We start from the raw sequence: 21,536 nt of genomic DNA, 5'->3' as shown, positions 1-21,536 counted from the left end.
TCTTATGTCACAAGCTCTACCATCCGACCCTATATTGGTTTTTGATATCGAAACTGTCGCTGATACCGATGCGGCGCGCCGTATCTATCCGCAATTGGCAGAGTTGAATGATGCAGATGCATTGAGCGCACTCACAGCGCTTCGAATGCAAGAAGCTGGACATGATTTTATGCGCTTGCCACTGCAACGTATCGTCTGTATTTCAGCGCTATATATCAAAGATGGCAAGTTTTCGTTGTTCTCATTGACTGCTGATAAATTCAGTGAAAAAGATATTCTTGCCAAATTTTTTCGGGCATTTAGTGACCTTGAAAAGCTGCCACAGCTTATTAGTTGGAATGGCTCAGGTTTTGATATTCCTGTACTGATATATCGGGCTATGCAATACGACTTATCAGCGCCATGGTTATTTGAAGAAGGCGAGCGCATCAAAAACATGCGCTTTGATAATTACGTCAATCGCTTCCACACGCGTCACCTTGATTTGATGGACAGATTTAGCCAGTACGGTGCCAGCCGCCGCGAAGCCATGGATATTGTCGCAAGTTTATATGGTCTGCCGGGTAAAACAGCTGTCGACGGTAGTATGGTTGGTGAGCTTGTCAGCACTAATGACTGGCAAACGCTGTCTATTTATTGCGAGTCTGACGTCATGAATACATGGCTAATCTATTTACGCTGGTTGCGTTTAACTGGACAATTATCCTCACAAGATTTTGACGCTTGGCAGCAGCAGAGCTATGACTATTTAGTAAAATATACCCAAGCGGATGGTCATGCTCGCCATCAAGACTTCATCGCTGATTGGTCATCTGCGCCCACATCATAACAAATGAAGTTATATGAAGGCGCGTTATAAGACATCGCGTTTATCCTCATTTTTTTAGTTATTTATCATTTATTATTAAGGCAGGTTTATGCAACCCACCGATTCAAAAACGTCTACAACCTCTGATGTTACGCCACCAACGAGCGAGACCCAAACGATTACTATTCCGCCTAATAAGAAAAAATCTAAACCCTCATCAAAGACGCGCCGCCGTCTAAAGGATGCAGAACCTCTGCCCTTCACTATTGATGGTTTGTCGCATGATGGTCGCGGCGTTGCCGTTTATGGTAATGGTTTTGGTATAGATGATGGCCATGTCGAAGATAAACATGGCAAAAAAATCTTTGTAAGCTTTGCATTGCCGGGTGAAAGTGCCTTGGTCAAAATAACCAATAGCCGTGCCAGCTTTGAAGAAGGCGAGGCTGTCAGTATTACTGCCAACCCAAATTCTGAACGTGCCGTACCGCCCTGCCCACATTTTGGCGTCTGCGGCGGCTGTAATTTGCAACACTGGCAGCCAGACGGTCAAATCAACTTTAAGCAATCTGTATTGGCTGAAATGCTGATACACCAAGCCAATGTCACGCCTGATAACTGGCTTGCTCCAGTGGTTGGTGATCGTCTTGGTTATCGTACCAAAGCACGATTGGGTGTGCGTTATGTCACCAAAAAAGAAACCGCGCTTGTCGGCTTTCGTGAGCGCTCAAGTAACTTTTTGGCAGAATTAAATGAGTGTCATATTTTAGATCCAAGAATTGGTTTTGAGATTGAAAACTTAAAAACACTGATTAGTACGCTAGAGAGCCGTAACAAGATTGCTCAGCTTGAGTTGGCCATGGGTGAGGAAATGCCTGAGCTGCCAGATGGCAATCAGCCCGTTGCCCTTATCGTACGCAACTTGGAGCCGTTATCAGACGCTGATATAGAAAAGCTAAAAGTGTTTTTTGCCGCACGCAACTGGCAGCTATATTTGCAGTCTAAAGGTGCGGACAGTATCCAGCGTATTGCATTGACTGAAGATGATGACATGAGCCAGCAATTTGGTCGTTTGTATTACCAATTGCCAGAATACGATTTGACTTTCGAGTTTATCCCGACAGATTTTACCCAAGTGAACCTGTCCGTAAATCGTCAAATGACCAAGCTTGCTTGCGATTTGTTAGACTTAAAAGCAGGTGAACGCGTACTTGATTTATTCAGTGGTCTAGGCAACTTTAGCTTGCCACTCGCACGCCTCGTTGGTGAGACAGGTTCTGTGGTTGGTGTTGAAGGTAGCGAAGCGATGACCGCACGTGCAGCCGATAACGCACGTCGTAACGGCATCAATAATACAGAATTTTATAGCCAAGATTTGACGCAAGACTGTACTGATAAACCTTGGGCGAATCAGGGCTTTGATGCGCTATTGATCGATCCGCCGCGTTCTGGTGCTTGGGAAATTATGCAGTACTTGCCGAAATTTAACGCTGAGAGAATCGTTTATGTCTCTTGCAACCCTGCAACCCTCGCCCGTGATACAAAAGCATTATTAGAGCAAGGCTATCGTCTGACTCATGCTGGCGTAATGGACATGTTCTGTCATACCGGTCATGTTGAGTCCATCGCTCGTTTTGAAAAAGTAGCGGTGTAATTCAATTTACGGTTAAGTGAGCGGTTCAGAGCATTAAATAGCCATGCTAAAGGTTACTGAGCTTGATTCAAAATTTGAGTCAAGCGGTGGCAAAAAATGATGGTTATTTATCCTGATTAACCGCAGACATTACATAGCCTCGCTTGATTTGTCTCTTTAAAGTGAGATAATAGTAAACAATATTCCTAGGCTGGTTTTTTCCATTCTTGTGAACGTTTGCACTCATAGCTTTATATATTTTACGCGCATTTTATGACTGCTAAAAAATAGATTTTTTAGCAGTTATATTGGTTTATAGCTGATACTTTATGAATCGTAAGTTCAACGTGTGTGCATAGTAGATGAGGTTATAATCAATTCAAAATAGCTAAGAGGAGTCGGCTATGGTAAAAATTCGTGAAGGATTACCGCTGGTGGATGGACAGACCACCCAAGCCGATAGTGCAGCACTTGCCGCTCAACTGGTCGCGAGCCAACGCTCGCACCAGTCTGCCAATAGCTATGCCCAAATCCCCCTCGATATCAAATACCAGCTGTCCACTCATAAGCTACACACCACTTTTGATCGCTCAGCACTACATGCCTTTCATAGTCATGATCCAAAGCTTGAAAACGAATATTCTGATAACCCGCTTTTAGATAAAAATAATGCTCTGTCAGATAAAGAGCTCGAAGCGATTGATTTAGATCAAGTCAATATTGATGTTCCTACTTGGTTAGACAACGTCGCCAAACGTATCGGACAAGAGTCTGTACCTCACTTGAATGCTGCTTGTGAATTTATTCGCAGTCATATGAATACCAGCGAATCTGAGCGTTCAGGTGCTTATGTCACGGGTATTGGCATGACAGATATATTGACCTATCTCTACCAAGACGAAGACGCTCTTGTGGCTGCAATGCTCTATCGTAGTGCGCGAAAATCAATCATAAGCCTCGCTGATATCGAGAAAAAATTCGGTGCAGACATATCGACCCTAGTCAAAGATACCTTGGCAATGGGTAAGCTGTCTGAGATTATTGAAAGCAATAAGCGTCTAGAAGATCACTTCGTAAACAATCAGCGCGACCAGCTATCTAATATTTATAGCATGCTAATTTCCGTCACCAATGATGTACGCGTCGTGCTTATCAAATTGGCTGAGCGTACTTTCGCCATGCGCGAATTGACCTTTTCTAATGAAGAGCGACAGAATCGTGTGGCGCGTGAAGTCATGACTATTTATGCCCCACTAGCGCATCGCTTGGGCATCGCGCAACTTAAATGGGAGCTAGAAGACTTAGCCTTTCGCTACCTTGCGCCTGAACGCTATAAAGAGATTGCCAAACTGCTCTCCGAAAAACGCAGCGAACGCGAATCCTATATTCAGCGCGTACAAGACAAGCTTAATGAAGCACTAGCAGAGGCTAATATCGAAGGTGAAGTCTCTGGACGTGTCAAGCATATCTACTCTATCTACCGAAAAATGAAGCTTAAAGGCTTATCGTTTGATCAGCTTTACGACATTCGTGCGCTGCGAGTATTGGTCACCAACCCGTCAGACTGTTACCACGTGCTTGGATTGGTACATGGCTTGTGGCGATATATTCCAGAACAATTCGATGATTATATTACCAACCCCAAGTCCAATGGTTATCGCTCACTACATACGGCTGTCATTGCTGAAAACAAGTCACTGGAAGTACAAATTCGTACTCACGAAATGCACTTCGAAGCTGAGCTTGGTATGTGTGCTCATGTTAACTACAAAGAAGGTCTAAAGAATAAAAAAGACAATTATCTTAATCAAAGAATCAGCTCGCTGCGCCAGCTGTTATCGATCAATAATGAAACCCGTAACCAACCGCGCTCATCTTTACTAACTGGTGAAGAAATAGAGGGTATGGAGTTTGACGAAGAAGAGCAACTCGTTGACTTTGACGAGCTCGAACGCATCTATATCTTTAGCCGTGATGGTGACATTACTGAACTGCCAAAAGGGGCGACCGTTCTTGATTTTGCTTATTATGTACATACACAAGTTGGTAATCGTGCCCAAGCTGCGCGAGTCAATCAGCGCTATGTACCATTAACCTATCAACTCAAAACAGGTGAACAAGTTGAAATTATCACCAAAGCATCACGTGAGCCCAACCGTGATTGGCTAGTTGCTTCACTTGGATACATTCATACCAACCGTGCACGTTCAAAATTGCGTCAATGGTTCAATAAGCAAGACCGTGATAAGAACATTGAAATTGGTCGTCAAATGCTCAGTAAAGAGCTTGAAAGACTATCGGTACATCCCAATAGTATCGATTTAAACGACTATATTCAGCATTTCCATGTCAATACGACTGATGATATTATCGTTGGCTTGGTCACAGGCGACATTGGTCTCAACCAACTCACCAGCCACATCTCTCGTCAGCTACATCTAGAACCTGAAAGACCGCCAGAAAATTTTGCGCCAAGTATAGATGCTAGAGAGGCAGGCAAAATCGATGCTTATAAAATTCGTATCGATGGGCTGGATAATATAGAAATCAATCTAGCAGGCTGTTGTCACCCTGTGCATGGCGAGCCAATTGCTGGTTACATTACCTTATCACGAGGTGTCAGTGTCCATAATCGTGGTTGCCCTGAATATTCACGCTTGATTGAACGCGATCCTGAGCGCGAAATAGAGGCTTCGTGGCGGGTACAAGCTGGTCGTTATCAACCCGTTGATATTCACGTAGAAGCCTATGATAGACGCGGACTGTTGCGTGACTTGACGCAAATTATTGATAAAGAAAATGTCAATATTCGTCAAGTTGAAACGCTTAGTAATGATGATAACATTGCCTTTTTAAAATTTCATATTGAAGTCTCAGGATTGGCACACCTATCTAAGCTTTTAGCGAAACTAGAGCAACAGCATGGTATCTTGCATGCTCGACGCGCCGTCGCTTAGATATAAACTCACAAAATACGTCCGCTGAATCATAAGGTTATTATAAAAATATCATGCCTGAACTGCCTGAAGTAGAAACAACCAAAACCAGCCTTGCACCGTTATTAGGGCAACGCATCATCGATGTAAAAGTTTTCCAGCCAAAGCTGCGCTGGGCGATGCCAGATGATTTAGATAGCTTGATTGATTACACGCTAGATAGCGTTGAGCGCCGCGCAAAATATTTAACTCTTAACTTTTTACCTTTATTACCCAATGATGATAGCGCTGCGGCTCAAACTGATACGTTAGTACCACGTCGACTTTTGGTTCATTTAGGCATGTCGGGCAGCCTGCAACAGCAGAGCTACGGTACTGAAAAGCGCAAGCATGATCATCTCATCATTGTTTTTAAGGGCGTTAACAATACAAAAGTCCAGCTACATTACTATGACCCAAGACGTTTTGGGTCAGTGTTATGGCACAAGGATTATAGTGCTAAGCTATTAGATCATTTAGGTCCTGAACCATTATCAGATGGATTTACAGCAGACTACCTGTATCAATTGATTCAACGGTCAAACTTGCTTGATCACAGTGCTGATACCGTAGCAATTGGCAACGCCAAATCAAAAAAGCAGCCCATTGCTCGCGCTATAAAATCAGTCATCATGGAACAACAGGTCGTCGTGGGTGTCGGTAATATCTATGCGACTGAAAGCCTATATTTATCAGCTATTCATCCAGCCACCCCCGCTCACCAACTGTCCCATGCTCAGATGATTATTTTGGTCGATCATATTAAAGTTATTTTACAAAAGGCGATAGCACTTGGTGGCTCGACACTGCGAGACTTCACCGTAGCAGATGGCCAAACCGGTTACTTCCAGCAGACATTAAATGTCTATGGTAGACAAGGGGAAACTTGTCCGCATTGTGATGCTGTACTTGAGAATATCAAAATTAATGGTCGCGCCAGTGTATTCTGTCCCAACTGTCAGCCAATCCTTTAAATATTATCTGAAACTATCACTATCTGTTTAGCCTTAAGTACCAAAATAACTTAGGTATCAAATCGTATAATATAGCAGCACAATACTCTTGACTAAGTGTCCTATTATTTTGCACTAAGATTATTATATCGCACGCCATTTTTGTTGCTTATTGACACACATCTTGCTTTAATAGTATGAGCACTTACATAAATAGTGCATAATGTTTATACATCTGTAATATATTTAGCTTACTTATCGTTGCGCATTGTTTATATAGGGAAATTGTCTCTGTGTGGAAATAGCAGCAGCTAATAATCATACCAATTATGAATTTTAGGACATCGTTATGACTGTTAAAGCCAAAAACCAACGCACAGTTAAGCAAAAAGCCATTACTATAGCCGCAAGCTTAAGTTTAATGGCTGCTACTATGCAGCCTGCCTTGGCAGCCATAGAAATTGATGAGACAGACTTTGGGCCCTCTTATGAGACAATGGTGGTTGATACTGTAGTGGGTAAACCTCTACAACTGGTCAGTGCCGTTGCTGGTACTGCCGCCTACCTAGTTAGTCTACCCTTCTCGCTTATCGGTGGTAATGCGGATCAGGCGCAGCAGAAACTTTTTGTTGAACCTTGGGATGCGATGGGACGCTGCTTAGGTTGTACTGTGGCTGAAGACAACTATTACAAATCACAAGTGACTAATGATAATGTTGTCCGTATTGTCGTTGATCAACCATCTGAGATTTTGATTAATACCAACGATTATGTCGTAGTTACGCCATAGTCTTTATATTAACAGCTGGTTAAATGATACAACTGCGCTAAAGACAATGCATTTATAAATTATCCATAAAAAAGGCTAACACGACGTTAGCCTTTTTTGTGTTTTTAATCAAATCATCATATTTTATTTTGAAACAGCGGTATTACCTAATTTAGCACTAATTTCACGAAGCAATTGCACCTCTTCTGAAGGTTGTTTTACCAATTCTTGTACTTCTTCTTTACGACGCATTTTGTTAACCATTCTAACCATCATAAAAATAATAAATGCTAAAATTAAGAAATTAATCAGTACAGTAATGAAACTGCCATAGGCTAATACAGGAACGCCAGCTGCTTTGAGAGCATCATAGGTCATGGCAACACCTTCAGGCGCATCACCCAACACTAAGAACATGTTTTTGAAATTGATTTCGCCACCTGCTATGAAGGCCACTATTGGCATAATAATGTCTTCAACTAAGGACGTTGTGATAGTAGCAAATGCTCCACCGATAATGACACCGACCGCTAAGTCCATCACATTACCTTTTAGAGCGAATTCTTTAAACTCAGAAACCATACTCATTATTTTCTCCTCAAAATACCAATCTATAATCGAATAAGTATCTCAACAGTCGACCCAATCTTGAGCCTTAAGAGTAATAGTGAGAAACACTACTACTGTCAGTTATTCTGTCTATATTATATGGAAATTACAACAAAAAAAGCAGCATAAAATGAACCATATTTAGTTCACTCTATACTGCTAATTTTTTAGTTATCTTGATGCCCATTATTAAATAACAACAGCATCAAATGCTTCTACAAAATATCAATCCAATAAATTACTCAGTAATTCATGGCTCAATATTAAGCACCTTTTTTACCACGGCCGTGACGCTTACGCTCACTTTCAGTCAAATAACGCTTACGCAGACGAATCGCCTTAGGTGTTACTTCAACCAATTCATCATCTTGAATGAATTCAAGCGCTTGCTCAAGTGTGAACTTGACTGCTGGAGTCAACGTCAATGCTTCATCAGTACCACTCGCACGAACGTTGGTTAACTGCTTAGCAGTCGTTGGATTAACAGCCATATCATCGTTACGTGAGTTAAGACCAACAATCATACCTTCGTAAACTTCAAGCTGTGGCTCAGCAAATAACTTACCGCGTTTTTGCAGGTTAAATAGCGCGAAACCTAAGCAAACACCCTTCGCCATAGAAACCAAGACACCATTCGAGCGACCACCAACATCACCGATCTTTTGTGGACCGTAATGTGAGAAGCTTGACGTCATGATACCAGTTCCTGAGGTCAACGTTAAGAACTCTGAACGGAAACCGATCAAACCACGGGCAGGCATCGTCGCTTCGATACGCATACGACCTTTACCATCAAGCTCCATATTGGTCATCTCGCCTTTACGCAAGCCAACCTGCTCCATGATAGAACCTTGATGCTCATCTTCGATATCAAAGACAACGTTTTCATACGGCTCTTGTAATTTACCATCAACTTCTTTAACGATAACTTCTGGGCCTGAAACACCCATTTCAAAACCTTCACGGCGCATGTTTTCGATCAATACAGATAGATGAAGTTCACCGCGACCTGATACTTTGAATTTATCAGGAGATTCTGTATCTTCTACACGTAATGCTACGTTATGAATCAATTCACGCTCAAGACGCTCACGGATATTACGCGAGGTCACAAACTTACCATCACGACCAGCAAAAGGTGAGTTATTTACTTGGAAGTTCATAGAAACGGTAGGTTCATCAACCGTTAATGCTGGTAACGCTTCGACAGCACTAGGATCACAAATCGTATCTGAGATATTAAGCGAATCAATACCAGTAATACAAACGATATCACCAGCTTGTGCATCTTCAACATCAATACGATCAAGACCATGATAACCCATAATTTTCAAAATACGGCCATTACGGGTATTGCCGTTTTTGTCGATTACAGTCACTTGAGTATTGGTTTTAACTTTACCACGCTGAATACGACCAATGCCGATGACGCCAACAAAACTATTATAATCAAGGCTTGAGATTTGCATACGGAACGGTGCATCAGCATCAACTTGAGGAGGCTGAACCACATCAACAATCGTTTTGAAAAGCGGTGTCATGTCATTAGCCAAATCGTCAGCTTCCAAACCTGCAATACCATTTAATGCTGAGGCATAAACAACTGGGAAATCAAGCTGTTCATCAGTTGCACCCAAGTTATCAAAAAGATCAAAGATTTGATCCATTACCCAGTCAGGGCGCGAGCCAGGACGGTCAATTTTATTGATGACAACGATAGGTTTTAGACCTTGCTCGAACGCTTTTTGCGTCACAAAACGGGTCTGTGGCATTGGACCATCCACCGCATCAACGACTAGAAGCACACAGTCAACCATAGACATTACACGCTCAACTTCACCACCAAAGTCGGCGTGACCTGGGGTGTCAACAATGTTGATACGGTATTCAGTATCATCAGTCTTATCTGTCCAGCGGATGGCTGTATTTTTAGCCAAAATGGTAATACCACGTTCTTGCTCAATATCGCCTGAATCCATTGCACGTTCAGCAATGTTTGCACGGTCGCCAAAAGTACCAGACTGATGTAATAACTTATCAACCAAAGTTGTTTTACCGTGGTCAACGTGGGCAATAATTGCAATGTTACGCAGGTGTTTGATATCGTTCGCCATATAAAATGCTCGTTTCGTCTTAAAAAAATGCAGTAGCAATAAGCGCCGCTGGATAAACTTTTATCATCAACCAGATAGATATTGAGTACTTACTTTTGGAAGACTGCACAATAGATGCGGTTAATCAAATAATTTCAATATAATCAAGTATCTACACTGATAAATTCATCATACAGATAGCTATGCTAATGTACATTCTGTCAATTTACAGAATGTTTGGGCAGCTAGTATAACATTATTGCTTCACAAATTTATGTAATAACTTGCTTTTCTCAATCCATAAATAAAAAAAAGCCACCCATTAGGTGACTTTTTTTGTAACTATATATTTAGTAAAACAATCGGTTCAATACTATTTACTGAACAACCATATCTTTAGTTTGTTCAACAGTCATTGTTTTGTCACCAGTGATGATGGCATAAACACGACGGTTCATAGCACGACCTTCTTCAGTATCGTTTGGAGCGATTGGTTGGTCATAACCATAGCCAACTGTTGATATACGGTTTGGAGCAATACCGAATTCGTTAGTCAACATAGATTTAACAGCAACGGCACGGGCTTCAGATAAACGTTGGTTATAACGTGCTGAAGGACCAGTTTTAGAAGCATGACCTTCGATACGTGCTGTAGAGTTAGGATACTCGCGCATCTTCTCTGCTACTTTAGCGATTTCAGGTTGATACTGAGATTTGATAGTTGATTTATCGTTATCAAAGAATACACGTAGTTCCATTTTCAGCTCATCAGTAATATCTACTGGTACTGGGCAACCGCGCTCATCTACTACGACATTCATAGGAGTGCCTGGGCATGCATCGATGCTATCAGGTACGCCATCGCCATCAGAATCAAGATCAGATTCAACTACGACTACTGGAGTAGTATCGATAACTGGCTCTTGCATTGGTGGTACTGCTACTGTAGGCGCTAAATGGCCACCAAGTACAACTTCTAGACCGGCCAAAGCCATGCCTTCCCACCAGTTATTATCAAAGTTATGAATCGCACGAGCTTCACCACGTAGGCTTAAAGCGTCGTTGATACGATACATAGCACCTAGACCTAGGTTACCAATAGTATCTTTAGAATTTGATACTTCAGTACCAGCTTGTACGGTATCGCCAGTGTTATAACCAGCTACTGGAGATGCAGCTGGATAAGACTCTTGATTTTCTACTTTGATTTTAGACTGACCAGCACCAATTAACACATATGGCTTGAATGCGCTATCAGTATAACCAGTAAATTCTTCAGTACCGATTAAGAAGTTACCAGAAAGCATGGTTTGTTCTACGTCGAAGCGGTTAGCTCCTGATTTTGCTGAAGCTTCAGATGCTTCACCATTAGCATTAGATACACCATACTCTACTTGGAACTGAGTTGAAGGAGTTAGCTCAATACCTAGTGCAGCACCAGTATATAGGCTACTTTCTTTGGCTACGCCACCATTAGGGTTACCAACTAAATCAGTATTATTCTGCAGGTTTTTGCCAGTTGTTAGCACTTCACGCTGTTTATCACTAGTATCACCGAACTCTTCAGTCATATGATAACCTAGTAACAATGGGCTAATAGTTACGCCAGCATTAGCTGCTAAAGGTGCAGCTGCTACAGCAACCAAAGCTAGAGCAATTTTATTCAATTTCATGGACTTCCTCCAAAGGATAATTTGAGTGATGCATTAAGCAAAACCGCTTCTCAAGATGCTCTAAAATAGACATCTTTTACGAATTTTAAGTGACAAAGCAAAACCAATTAAGGAGTAGCTTAGCGATTATCAATTCAGTTTACAACTTTTTTCGTTAACGAGCTACACATTATTACACGATAATGTTGTAACTAAAACACAATAACCAGCTTAAGTTACCTAGAACTAACACACCTTACGCTTTTTATCTTTTGTATGTCAGTTCACACTAGATAGTAAACCTAACAGTATCTATTGTCTGGGCGTATTTTAGTACAGTTAGTATTTTTTCTCTATTATTAAAACCAGTCATTCACTAATTGAAACATTTTTTGACAGTAGACATATATTCTGTTTATATTATAGCACTCAACATTATTTCATACATCATAAATCTGATCATTACTGCAAAATTTCACGAGCATATTGGCTCGATTTTACGCAATGATTGGATTAAAGCACATTTAAAGAAGCGAGACTGTTTTATTGAACTAAACTACTTATTATAGGTAACAAGCCTCATGGCATTGCTGCATAAAACATTATCAAGTTATAAAAAGCTCTCAGCATTTATGTTATGGGTTTTTACTTCAAATAAGCACAGGCTAGCTCAAAGCCGATTGATTCTTTATGTGTATCACAGCTATATAGTATATCTCTATAAAAGAGCACCTAATATAAACACTAGAACAGACCCAAGCACTGTTAATAGAAATAACAAGGGTTTTACGCTGGTTGAACTTATCGTCACTGTATGTGTATTAGCAATTATAGTGACGATCGCAGCCCCAGTCATACGAACGCAATTAGCACGTATGGAAGCCAAACGGATTCGAAGTCAGTTAGAGAATTCTCTTGCCTTAGCCAAGGCTGAGAGTTACATCAGAAGACAGAATGTCATTGTTTGCTTGTCTAATACTGGAGGGCGCTGCCATAGAGACAGCGATAAGACGCTTTTGTTATTCATAGATAAAAATGACAATAATCACTTTGATGCTCAGGTAGATTCATTAGTCGTTCAGCAGTCTTTAAATCCTAAATACAGTAAGCTAAGTTTACGAGTTGGAAGTCGACGCCACTACACCAAATTTTGGGGTGATAGTGGCAAACCACGAGGACATTTTGGTCATATAAAATACTGTCCCATCGTTGCTTATAATGAAGCAATGTATCTAATATCATTTAACCAAGGAGGTATTGTTAAACAAAAACTTAATGAAGATCATCCCACCGAATGTGACGAATAAAAAACTACCACTGACATAAATTACCACTCACATTTTTTGATAGCTCTATATATCTATATATCTATATATCTATATACATTATACATTATACATTGCTTCTTTCATCATAATGACGGCCTGCTCGAGTCCTACAAATACAGAGCCTGCAATGAATGCACGACCAATATTCAACTCATAAATACCTTCAATTTGTGCGATAGCACTCACATTATCACGTGTCAGACCATAACCTGCGTTAATTAAGAGCTTATTATCACTGCGTCAAGCAGTAGCAACAGTTTGCTTAATTCGTTTCAGCTCAGCATTTTGCATGTTCATATCGGCTACCAAGCTTGCCTCAGCATAAGCGCCTGTATGTAACTCAATACCGTCTGCTCCCGCCTTCTCGCACCAAAGAGCGGTGGCTAAAGGACTTAGATAACTAACCCCACTCACTTAACGTAAAGTTGCTACGTGATCAATGTTTACACCTAATATAGGTTTTTGCAAAGGGTTGTTAGATGAAGGTAATGAAGCAGTGGTCATAAGATTTTTTTTGATAACGAAACCCAATCGACTGATCAACGGTACAAGAATATGAAACTTTAGACAGTCTCAGCACCAATCAGATTGGTTATAGCACTTTGAGAGTAGCACTATTATTTATTGGTAACGCTGTTGCTGCTGCCATAGTAGGCGGCTTTGCAATGGTTGATAATCCAGTAAATGGTCAATAAGCTGTCGATGGATTTTTGACCAATTATTTAAGGTTTTGTCAGTAATACCTAACTGCGTCATTGCGATAATATCAGTACCTTTGAAAAAAAATTGCCTCATAGTATTGTCTAAATGCTCAGTCTGTATATCATTCTGCAAGACAGGCACTAAACCAACATCAGGTAAAAAACGATAAGAATCGTCAGGCTGAATGATGTTTTCAATACTATCGTGCGTCAATATTAAGCTAAAACCCAACTCATTGAATAAATGCTGTTCAAATTGGCGCAAGCACAACCGTAATTCGTTGGCGCTCAAAGGTCGCCTAAGCTGAGACAGACTGTCCTGGTAATGTAGCCATAATACTGGCATTGGATCTTCAGTCAACAACAGCCGCCATAATATTTCGTTTAAATACAACGCTGCATATTGATGTTGACCTGTAATATTTTCGTAGGGCAGTGCTTCTAAAACAGTGGTAATGCCATCATCTTTTGCTATGTCTGTTTGAGTTGTGTGTTGCGATGCAATATTGATCTGACTAAACGTTTTTAAATCGCGTTTACCAGTGGCAAAGAGCTGCAATGGCATGAACAATGGCGCGCCTTTTTTCCCAATACCATGGATCATGCCATGTTGATGAGAAAACAGATAATATAAGGCGCGCTTTTCTTGATAAGGACGCTGATGCAATAAATAACCGATTAACGCTTCGTTACGCATTTTTTATCACCTAAGCATCGAGCATATAGAAAATTGATTAAAGCGCTATTCTTCAATCAATATCCTAAGCTAGTCAATGCACGTTCGTCATCAGACCAGCCACGTTTCACTTTCACCCACAGTGTCAGCATGATTTTTTTATCAAACAGCTGCTCCATATCTTTACGAGCATCCATACCAACTTGCTTAATACGCTGACCTTTATCACCAATCACAATGGCCTTTTGACCACTACGTTCAACATAAATAGTCGCATCGATGAAAGTACAAGCCTTACGTGGACGCCCTGTCTTTGGATCAGTGTGCGCAGGCTCATCTTTGAACCCATCAATCTGTACAGTTAAGTCATATGGCACTTCGTCACCAGCGCTACGCATGATTTTTTCACGGATAATTTCACTGGCCAAAAATCGTTCTGAGCGGTCAGTAATTTGCTCGGTATCATAGATAGGAGCAGCAATAGGAAGATGCGAAGCAATCACTTCTTGTAGACGATCTAGGTTTTGGTTTTTTAAGGCAGATACTGGTACGATATCGGCAAAATCAAAACTGTCATTAAACGTCTCAATCAGCGGCAACACGCTGCCTTTATCTTTTAAGGTATCAGATTTATTAATAACCAATACCACATTTAAATTGGTGTCGCCAAGCTTTTGTAAAACCAACAAATCATCATCACGCCATTGATCTGAATCAACAACGAATAATACCAAATCAACATCTACTAATGCAGATACCGCAGCTTTATTCATACGCTCATTAATAGCACGTACTTCATTGCGATGAATACCCGGCGTGTCAACGAATACTGCCTGCATCTCATGATTTGACAAAATACCGTGGATACGGTGACGAGTCGTTTGCGGCTTACGTGATGTAATAGACAGCTTTTGACCCAATAAGTGATTCATCAAAGTCGATTTACCAACGTTTGGACGTCCAACGATCGCGACATAACCCGCTTTAAAATCATCAGCAATACCTGCATGACTACTAGTAGGGGCAAAGAATTCTTCAATTGCCATATCGTTGTCTACAGTAGTATCTTCTGCTTGATTGATGCCATCGTTAGTAGTATCGATATTATCTTGGTTTTGATTCAATTCTGTGTTTTCGGTCATATTTTTGGCATTATCTTCATCATTGGATGGCAAGTCAGTACGATTGCTCATAGGTTAATCCTATAGAATTTATATCCAGTCAAATGGTGCTTAATGATGTATTGGCTGTATCAGCACTAAAAAAGCAAAACCATCATCGGCTGGGAAGTATTTAAGGTTTTGAAATGTGTGACGTTTACGCTAATTCAAATAAACGATTCTTAAAACGTCACTTAACATATATTGTCAAAAAAAGTGGTATGTGCGATCCATAGGTTAATCCTAGTTAGGATCGCTTTTTAGCTGAGCTCGGCAGCTTATGCAATTGGTTAATCATTAGTTCTGCTGCTTTTTGTTCAGCGATACGGCGGCTCTCACCAGATTCAGTAATATCAGCACAGTTATTGATATTAACATGGCAACGTACAACAAAAATTTGATGCGGCGCGTTACCACGTGTTTCCATTAGCTCATAATGTGGCAGATCAAATTGCTTAGATTGTAGCCACTCTTGCAATCGACTCTTGGCATCTTTTAAGGCTTTTTGGTCATTAACGTTGTCAATCAAATCACCATACCATGAGAGAACACAATCGCGAGTAATATCCAAATCTTGGCTGTCTAAATAAATAGCACCAATCAAAGACTCCACGGCATCAGCCAATATAGAAGCGCGATTGCGCCCACCACCTTTACGCTCACCTATCCCTAATATCAGATGGTTAGAGAGCTCTAAGTTTTGCGCAATAATGACCAATGATTCTTGACGTACCAAGGTGGCACGCATACGAGTCAAGCGACCCTCATTTTGGCTAGGATAGCGATGATATAAAGCCTCACCCACAATCATTCCTAACAGAGCGTCTCCTAAAAACTCTAAACGCTCATAATTTTTTTTGCTATCAAATGAGCGGTGTGTCAACGCAAGTTTGGGGAGACTCAAGTCCTTAAACACATAGCCTAACTTGCGTGTTAATACGGCTAACTGCTGAATAAATTCTGAGCTAACAATCAGCGTGTCGACAGACGTGCTATTTTGTTGAGGAGTAGTAATCGCTTGGGAATGCTGCAAAGTTGGTTTCATGCGTGGCTTGTGGTTATCCCTTCTGTTTTACTGATTTGGTTAGTAATAGTATGGATTAATGAATATTATAAAGACATTCAGAGATTAAAAAGTTTAAGAGTGATCTAACATTCTTTTTAGTTACTCTGCTGTTGTCATATCGATATCACCTTCGAAGCGATTGACGATATCAACATTACCAAAGAAATTGTTGGTGACTGCATATTCTTTACGAATAGCCAATTGTCCCGTCTTTTTATCAATAAAAGTAAATACGTCTTCCGCCTGAGTATCATAATCAGCATTAATAGATAGCTGTCTATTAACACGCTCGACAAACTGCTTGGCCGTCTCATTATTATTATTTGCTTCCTTAAGCTGTGCGCTTAAGGTCTTGGTCAATTGATAATCACCGATCTGAGCAGGTACGATAGCAACCATCAATTTGGCAGCAACTCCTAACACAAGAATAATTAAAACGATACTCGTTACGCTAGCACCACGCTGTGTGGCGATTCCAGATAATTGCTGCACTATGATATCCCTCTACTGGTAAACAACTATTTTTTAGGAGCTACCGAAATACTAGGTAGCCGTTTATTAGATAGCAACAATATTAGCATAAAACTATTATCGATAAATCAACCAATAGAGCGTCTCATAATCTTAATTACATAATCTTAATCAATAGTACCATTGCGTTCAAAGGTTGGTAAATTAAGTCCGGGTGGCTTATGCATCCAGATATAAACCGCTTTACCCGCTAAATTCTCATCAGGAACAAAACCCCAGAACCGACCATCAGCACTACGATCGCGGTTATCGCCCATCACAAAATACTGACCTTCTGGAACGCTAATACGCCATTTAGTACCTGCTGAGCTAACCACTTCTGGCGATTGCTGCTGCAAAAATGGTGCATATTGAGAGCTATTCATACCATTCAAGTAACGAACAAGATGCTTGTTTTCACCTTGTGTTTCCTGAAAGTATTGCGCCTCACCCTCTTCTTGCTCACCCATCACTGCCGCACTGTCTTCGGTCAGTACTTGCCCTGGACCGATTTGTCCTGGTAAATAAAGCTGTGAGGTCAACTCAGGGTTCGCCGCAAAATCGATAGGCTTAGTGTCAACTGGGACATCATTGATAGAAAGTGTCCCTTGATCATAACTAACAGTATCACCAGGCAAACCAATGACACGCTTAATATAATAAATACTTGGATTTTCAGGATAGCGGAATACCGCCACATCACCATGCTCAGGCGCGCCCGTATCCAGCACTTTGTTATACGTCAGCGGTAGGCGCACCCCGTAGGCATACTTATTAACCGCAATAAAATCGCCCGTATATAATGTCGGCACCATAGAAGATGAGGGAATATTAAAAGGCTCAATCAAAAACGAGCGTACTATTAACACCACTGCCAATACGGGGAAAAAATCATAAGCCCAGCGTACCAAGAGACTTTCTTGACCACGCCCGCGAGTTTTACGTTGTTTCAGGGTCAGCTTATCTAATAGCCAAATAATACCCAAACCAATGGTTAATGGTACTAAAATTAAATTAAAATCAAAATCCATACTCAATTGCCTATTAACGAGCGACTTATCTGGCTATCTATACTATCAACTGCGCCACTAATTACACCAAAAAAACTATCGTTGACCAGTCAATTAGTAATGACTTACTCAACCTGCAATACCGCTAAGAAGGCTTCTTGTGGAATCTCCACATTACCGACTTGCTTCATACGTTTTTTGCCGGCTTTTTGCTTAGACAATAGCTTTTTCTTACGCGACACATCACCGCCATAACACTTAGCCAAGACGTCTTTACGCATGGCTTTCACTGTACTACGCCCAATAATTTGGCTACCAATCGCGGCCTGAATTGCCACATCAAACATCTGACGCGGAATCAATTCTTTCATCTTAGTCACCAAAGCATTACCACGATAGCGTGATTGGGTTTCATGAACAATCATGGCCAGCGCATCGACTTTTTCGCCATTGATTAATACATCTACTTTAACCAATTTATCGACTTGATAACGCTCAAAATTATAGTCAAGTGAGGCAAATCCGCGTGATACCGATTTTAGACGGTCGAAGAAGTCCATGACGACTTCGCCCATTGGAATATCAAAGATCAGCTGCACTTGACGACCCATAAAGCGCATATCAACTTGTACGCCGCGGCGCTCGATACAAAGCGTCATGACATTACCTAAGTAATCTTGCGGTACTAAAATCTGACAGCGGGCAATGGGCTCACGGAACTCTTCAATATTATTCGGCTCAGGGAGTCTTGATGGATTATCAACATACATGATATCGCCATTTTTCTTGACGATCTCGTAGATAACGGATGGCGCAGTGGTAATCAAGTCCAAGTCATATTCGCGCTCTAAACGCTCTTGGATAATCTCCATGTGCAGCATACCAAGGAAACCACAACGGAAACCAAAACCTAGCGCATCGGAGGTATCAGGCTCAAAGAACAATGAGGCATCGTTGATTTGTAGCTTTTGCAGCGCTTCACGGAATTTTTCAAAATCTGTAGATTCAACAGGGAACATACCGGCATAGACTTGCGGAGTAATCTGTTTAAAACCTGGAATACGCTCAACGTCTGGCGTTTTAGAGTGAGTAATCGTATCACCCACTGGCGCGCCAGCGATATCTTTGATACCAGCAATAATAAAACCGACTTCACCCGCCTCCAAGATACCCGTATCAACAGGCTTGGGCGTAAAGACACCGATCGAGCCGACTAAATACGCTTCTTTGGTCGATTTGATATAAAGTTTATCACCTTTTCGGATAGTACCTTCACGTACCCGAACTAAAGACACAACGCCTAGATAGTTATCAAACCAAGAGTCAATAATCAATGCTTGTAGTGGCGCCTCACGATCACCAGTCGGTGCAGGGATAAATTCAACCAATGCTTCTAGTAATTTATCGACGCCCAAACCCGACTTAGCAGAAACTCGTGGCGCATCAACAGCGTCAATACCGATGATGTCTTCAATCTCTTGAATGACACGCTCAGGCTCGACTTGTGGCAAATCAATTTTATTTAGTACCGCCATGACTTCTAGACCCTGATCAACGGCAGTATAGCAGTTGGCCACGGACTGAGCTTCCACCCCTTGCGCGGCATCAACGACCAATAGCGCCCCTTCACAAGCGGCTAGTGAACGCGACACCTCGTATGAGAAGTCAACGTGTCCTGGAGTATCGATAAAGTTGAGCTGATAGCGCTCACCATTAGGATGATCGTAGAATAAGGTTACCGACTGCGCTTTAATGGTGATACCGCGCTCACGCTCAATATCCATGGAGTCAAGTACTTGCGCCTGCATCTCGCGATCTTGCAAGGCACCGCACATTTGAATAAAACGATCAGCAAGCGTCGACTTGCCATGATCAATGTGGGCAATGATTGAAAAGTTACGAATATTTGCTAATGCAGTCACAAAGCGCCTACTAAATTAAGGGTGATAGAATAATAAAATTAAGAAATAAATGCTGTCAGGCGCAACCGCTAAAATAGCTGTCCATCGTTGAAAAGAATATAATTAGAATCAGCTTATTTGCCAATATTATCATCTCCAATCAACCGCTCAGGACGTCAACTCTTATGCGCAGGCATGAAAGAGTATTCTAGCAGTTTTCTACCATAAAGTAAGGCGATTTTATTAGCAGAGGGAGTATTTACAAGTGAAGTTACGAGCGGATAACTGTACAGATAGAAAGCGAGCCGCTTGATAGCACCTTATTCACTTCGACAAGACTCATGCTAACTGGATATGAACAATCAATAATCTACTGAGGGGTATTGGTTTTGGACAGATCGCTCTCTATGGGTTCACATCCTGCGCTATGCAGATATTTATACATCCATGGTGACTTACCGTAAAAAGCCCCGTTGATCTGAGTTTGCTCTATCAAGTATTCACGAAATCTAAGATAAAACTCATTATCTGGGTGGTTAGGTTGTTGCCAAAACTCATTAAGTGGTTTCTGATCTATCAGTTTCGGCGTATCATAAATCGCGCGACCCATGATCTTGGTAGGTTTTTTGTGATATACCGATTGCAAACCTGTCGTGCTATTGATGGTCACCATCCCAATACTGTGTTTCATCAAGGTTGGCAGGTGCATGTCGCAACCATAAAACACACGTTCCGCCACTTGATAGCGTCTAGCCAAGCTAGATACCAGTTCGCGATAATCTCGATGACCACGATCTAACGGATGATGCTTGAATACCAGTAATTGCTGCTTATCAGCATACTCTGCAAAGCTGGCAATAGATTCATCAATAAACTGCACCACATCACGGTAGTCACTATGATGGGTAATCTGCGAGTCATTATGCACTTGTAAACTAATCAAAAAATAATTATTACTTTGTTCTTTGGTCAGCTTATTTTGCAATTGCTTATCAGGTAAATACCCTCGCAGTTTACGCCATGGTGCTTTGAGCCAAGCGATTGCTTCTTGCCACGCCGTCATACCGCGATAATGCGAATAATGCGGATAGCGACTTTTGTATATCCAAACGATAATATAGTAGACAATTGCAGCGATACTCAAACGATAAAAACGATTGTGAGTATACAGTGGTTTATCATTGGCTTTTTTGAGCGCTTTAATATCTGCCGTATTTAAGCGCGAATAGCCATTAATGCCATATTCTTGCAATGTAATGTAATCGGGACGTAAGTAGCCTTCTTCAAATACAAAAAAAGAGGTGCCCAACTGCTCACTGATACAAGCAGCTTGGGTGTGATGCGGACGACAATCACCAAAACAGACAATCGCATCAATGCTATTTTCTTCAATGAAAGCCTGCAACCAAGAAGAGAACTGCGCTAATGTATCGGTATATTCATAGGTATTATCATGATGATAAAAGAATGCATCACCTGCATTAAAGTTAATCTTACTAACCTTAATATTTTGAGTTTGCAGAAATGTCGAAAAACGGTTGAAGAATCCGCCCATCTTTCCTTGTAACAGCAAGACGTGTCGATGAGTAAGCAAGTGAGACATCGAAGCTGCCATAGTATTGAATTACCATTAATGAGAAGATGAAGGATAAAAGCGAGAGTATTTATTAAACAACTTGAATATTAAGCCGTGTG

The 21,536-nt window shown here is 41.2% G+C and carries 16 protein-coding genes and 1 pseudogene; 6 read left to right on the top strand and 11 right to left on the bottom strand.

What is annotated here, in order from left to right:
• Window positions 1–4: 4 nt before the first annotated feature.
• The 5 genes from I3257_RS03790 to I3257_RS03770 all read left to right on the top strand — a co-directional run bounded on the left by I3257_RS03790 (window position 5) and on the right by I3257_RS03770 (window position 7,156).
• Window positions 5–829 (top strand): 3'-5' exonuclease, encoded by an 825-nt coding sequence (locus I3257_RS03790; RefSeq protein WP_238048869.1) that lies wholly within the window; start codon window positions 5–7, stop codon window positions 827–829.
• A gap of 88 nt (window positions 830–917) precedes the next feature.
• On the top strand, window positions 918–2,459 hold the full coding sequence (rlmD, locus tag I3257_RS03785; RefSeq protein WP_238048868.1) for a 23S rRNA (uracil(1939)-C(5))-methyltransferase RlmD: 1,542 nt from the start codon (window positions 918–920) through the stop codon (window positions 2,457–2,459).
• Window positions 2,460–2,842: 383 nt separating this feature from the next.
• Complete coding sequence (locus tag I3257_RS03780) at window positions 2,843–5,395, top strand: bifunctional (p)ppGpp synthetase/guanosine-3',5'-bis(diphosphate) 3'-pyrophosphohydrolase (RefSeq protein WP_238048867.1); 2,553 nt, start codon at window positions 2,843–2,845, stop codon at window positions 5,393–5,395.
• A gap of 53 nt (window positions 5,396–5,448) precedes the next feature.
• Window positions 5,449–6,387 carry a bifunctional DNA-formamidopyrimidine glycosylase/DNA-(apurinic or apyrimidinic site) lyase gene (gene mutM, locus I3257_RS03775; RefSeq protein ID WP_238048866.1) on the top strand — a complete coding sequence of 313 codons (939 nt, stop codon included), beginning with the start codon at window positions 5,449–5,451 and terminating at the stop codon, window positions 6,385–6,387.
• Between the two features lie 328 nt (window positions 6,388–6,715).
• Entirely contained in the window at window positions 6,716–7,156 is a 441-nt protein-coding gene (locus I3257_RS03770) for a hypothetical protein (RefSeq protein WP_060490428.1), read from the top strand.
• Window positions 7,157–7,279: 123 nt separating this feature from the next.
• Here the strand turns inward: I3257_RS03770 and mscL are convergent, their stop codons facing one another.
• The 3 genes from mscL to I3257_RS03755 all read right to left on the bottom strand — a co-directional run bounded on the left by mscL (window position 7,280) and on the right by I3257_RS03755 (window position 11,510).
• Window positions 7,280–7,723 (bottom strand): large conductance mechanosensitive channel protein MscL, encoded by a 444-nt coding sequence (gene mscL / locus I3257_RS03765; RefSeq protein WP_060490427.1) that lies wholly within the window; start codon window positions 7,721–7,723, stop codon window positions 7,280–7,282.
• A 284-nt stretch (window positions 7,724–8,007) separates the two neighbouring features.
• Window positions 8,008–9,858, bottom strand: coding sequence for a translational GTPase TypA (gene typA / locus I3257_RS03760; protein WP_238048865.1), 1,851 nt, complete (start codon window positions 9,856–9,858; stop codon window positions 8,008–8,010).
• A gap of 356 nt (window positions 9,859–10,214) precedes the next feature.
• The gene (locus I3257_RS03755) at window positions 10,215–11,510 is read right to left on the bottom strand and encodes an OmpA family protein (protein ID WP_238048864.1); all 1,296 of its coding nucleotides are present in this window, start codon (window positions 11,508–11,510) and stop codon (window positions 10,215–10,217) included.
• A gap of 560 nt (window positions 11,511–12,070) precedes the next feature.
• Between I3257_RS03755 and I3257_RS03750 the strand changes: the two genes are divergently transcribed.
• Window positions 12,071–12,796, top strand: a complete 726-nt coding sequence (locus I3257_RS03750) for a GspH/FimT family pseudopilin (RefSeq protein WP_238048863.1) — start codon at window positions 12,071–12,073, stop codon at window positions 12,794–12,796.
• A 78-nt stretch (window positions 12,797–12,874) separates the two neighbouring features.
• On the opposite strand, the pseudogene I3257_RS03745 reads toward I3257_RS03750, so the two are convergent.
• From I3257_RS03745 to I3257_RS03710, 8 genes and pseudogenes are all read right to left on the bottom strand, one after another.
• Window positions 12,875–13,231 (bottom strand): annotated as a pseudogene (locus I3257_RS03745) (pyridoxine 5'-phosphate synthase).
• 207 nt (window positions 13,232–13,438) lie between these two features.
• Window positions 13,439–14,215, bottom strand: coding sequence for a DNA repair protein RecO C-terminal domain-containing protein (locus I3257_RS03740; RefSeq protein WP_238048862.1), 777 nt, complete (start codon window positions 14,213–14,215; stop codon window positions 13,439–13,441).
• Between the two features lie 56 nt (window positions 14,216–14,271).
• Window positions 14,272–15,240: a GTPase Era gene (gene era, locus I3257_RS03735; protein ID WP_238048889.1), complete on the bottom strand. Its 969-nt coding sequence runs from the start codon at window positions 15,238–15,240 to the stop codon at window positions 14,272–14,274.
• A 361-nt stretch (window positions 15,241–15,601) separates the two neighbouring features.
• Window positions 15,602–16,399 (bottom strand): ribonuclease III, encoded by a 798-nt coding sequence (gene rnc, locus I3257_RS03730; protein ID WP_045443615.1) that lies wholly within the window; start codon window positions 16,397–16,399, stop codon window positions 15,602–15,604.
• Window positions 16,400–16,519: 120 nt separating this feature from the next.
• Window positions 16,520–16,912, bottom strand: a complete 393-nt coding sequence (locus I3257_RS03725; RefSeq protein ID WP_227678196.1) for a DUF4845 domain-containing protein — start codon at window positions 16,910–16,912, stop codon at window positions 16,520–16,522.
• 146 nt (window positions 16,913–17,058) lie between these two features.
• Window positions 17,059–17,961, bottom strand: coding sequence for a signal peptidase I (gene lepB, locus I3257_RS03720; protein ID WP_238048861.1), 903 nt, complete (start codon window positions 17,959–17,961; stop codon window positions 17,059–17,061).
• 104 nt (window positions 17,962–18,065) lie between these two features.
• Entirely contained in the window at window positions 18,066–19,862 is a 1,797-nt protein-coding gene (lepA, locus tag I3257_RS03715; RefSeq protein WP_238048860.1) for a translation elongation factor 4, read from the bottom strand.
• A 349-nt stretch (window positions 19,863–20,211) separates the two neighbouring features.
• Window positions 20,212–21,456, bottom strand: coding sequence for a capsular biosynthesis protein (locus tag I3257_RS03710; protein ID WP_238048859.1), 1,245 nt, complete (start codon window positions 21,454–21,456; stop codon window positions 20,212–20,214).
• Between the last annotated feature and the right edge of the window lie 80 nt (window positions 21,457–21,536).

The organism is Psychrobacter sp. Ps7, assembly GCF_022129225.1.
Lineage (GTDB): Bacteria > Pseudomonadota > Gammaproteobacteria > Pseudomonadales > Moraxellaceae > Psychrobacter > Psychrobacter immobilis_A.
The sequence above is the reverse complement of the archived record's forward strand: the minus strand, read 5'-3'. Positions and strand labels throughout refer to the sequence as shown.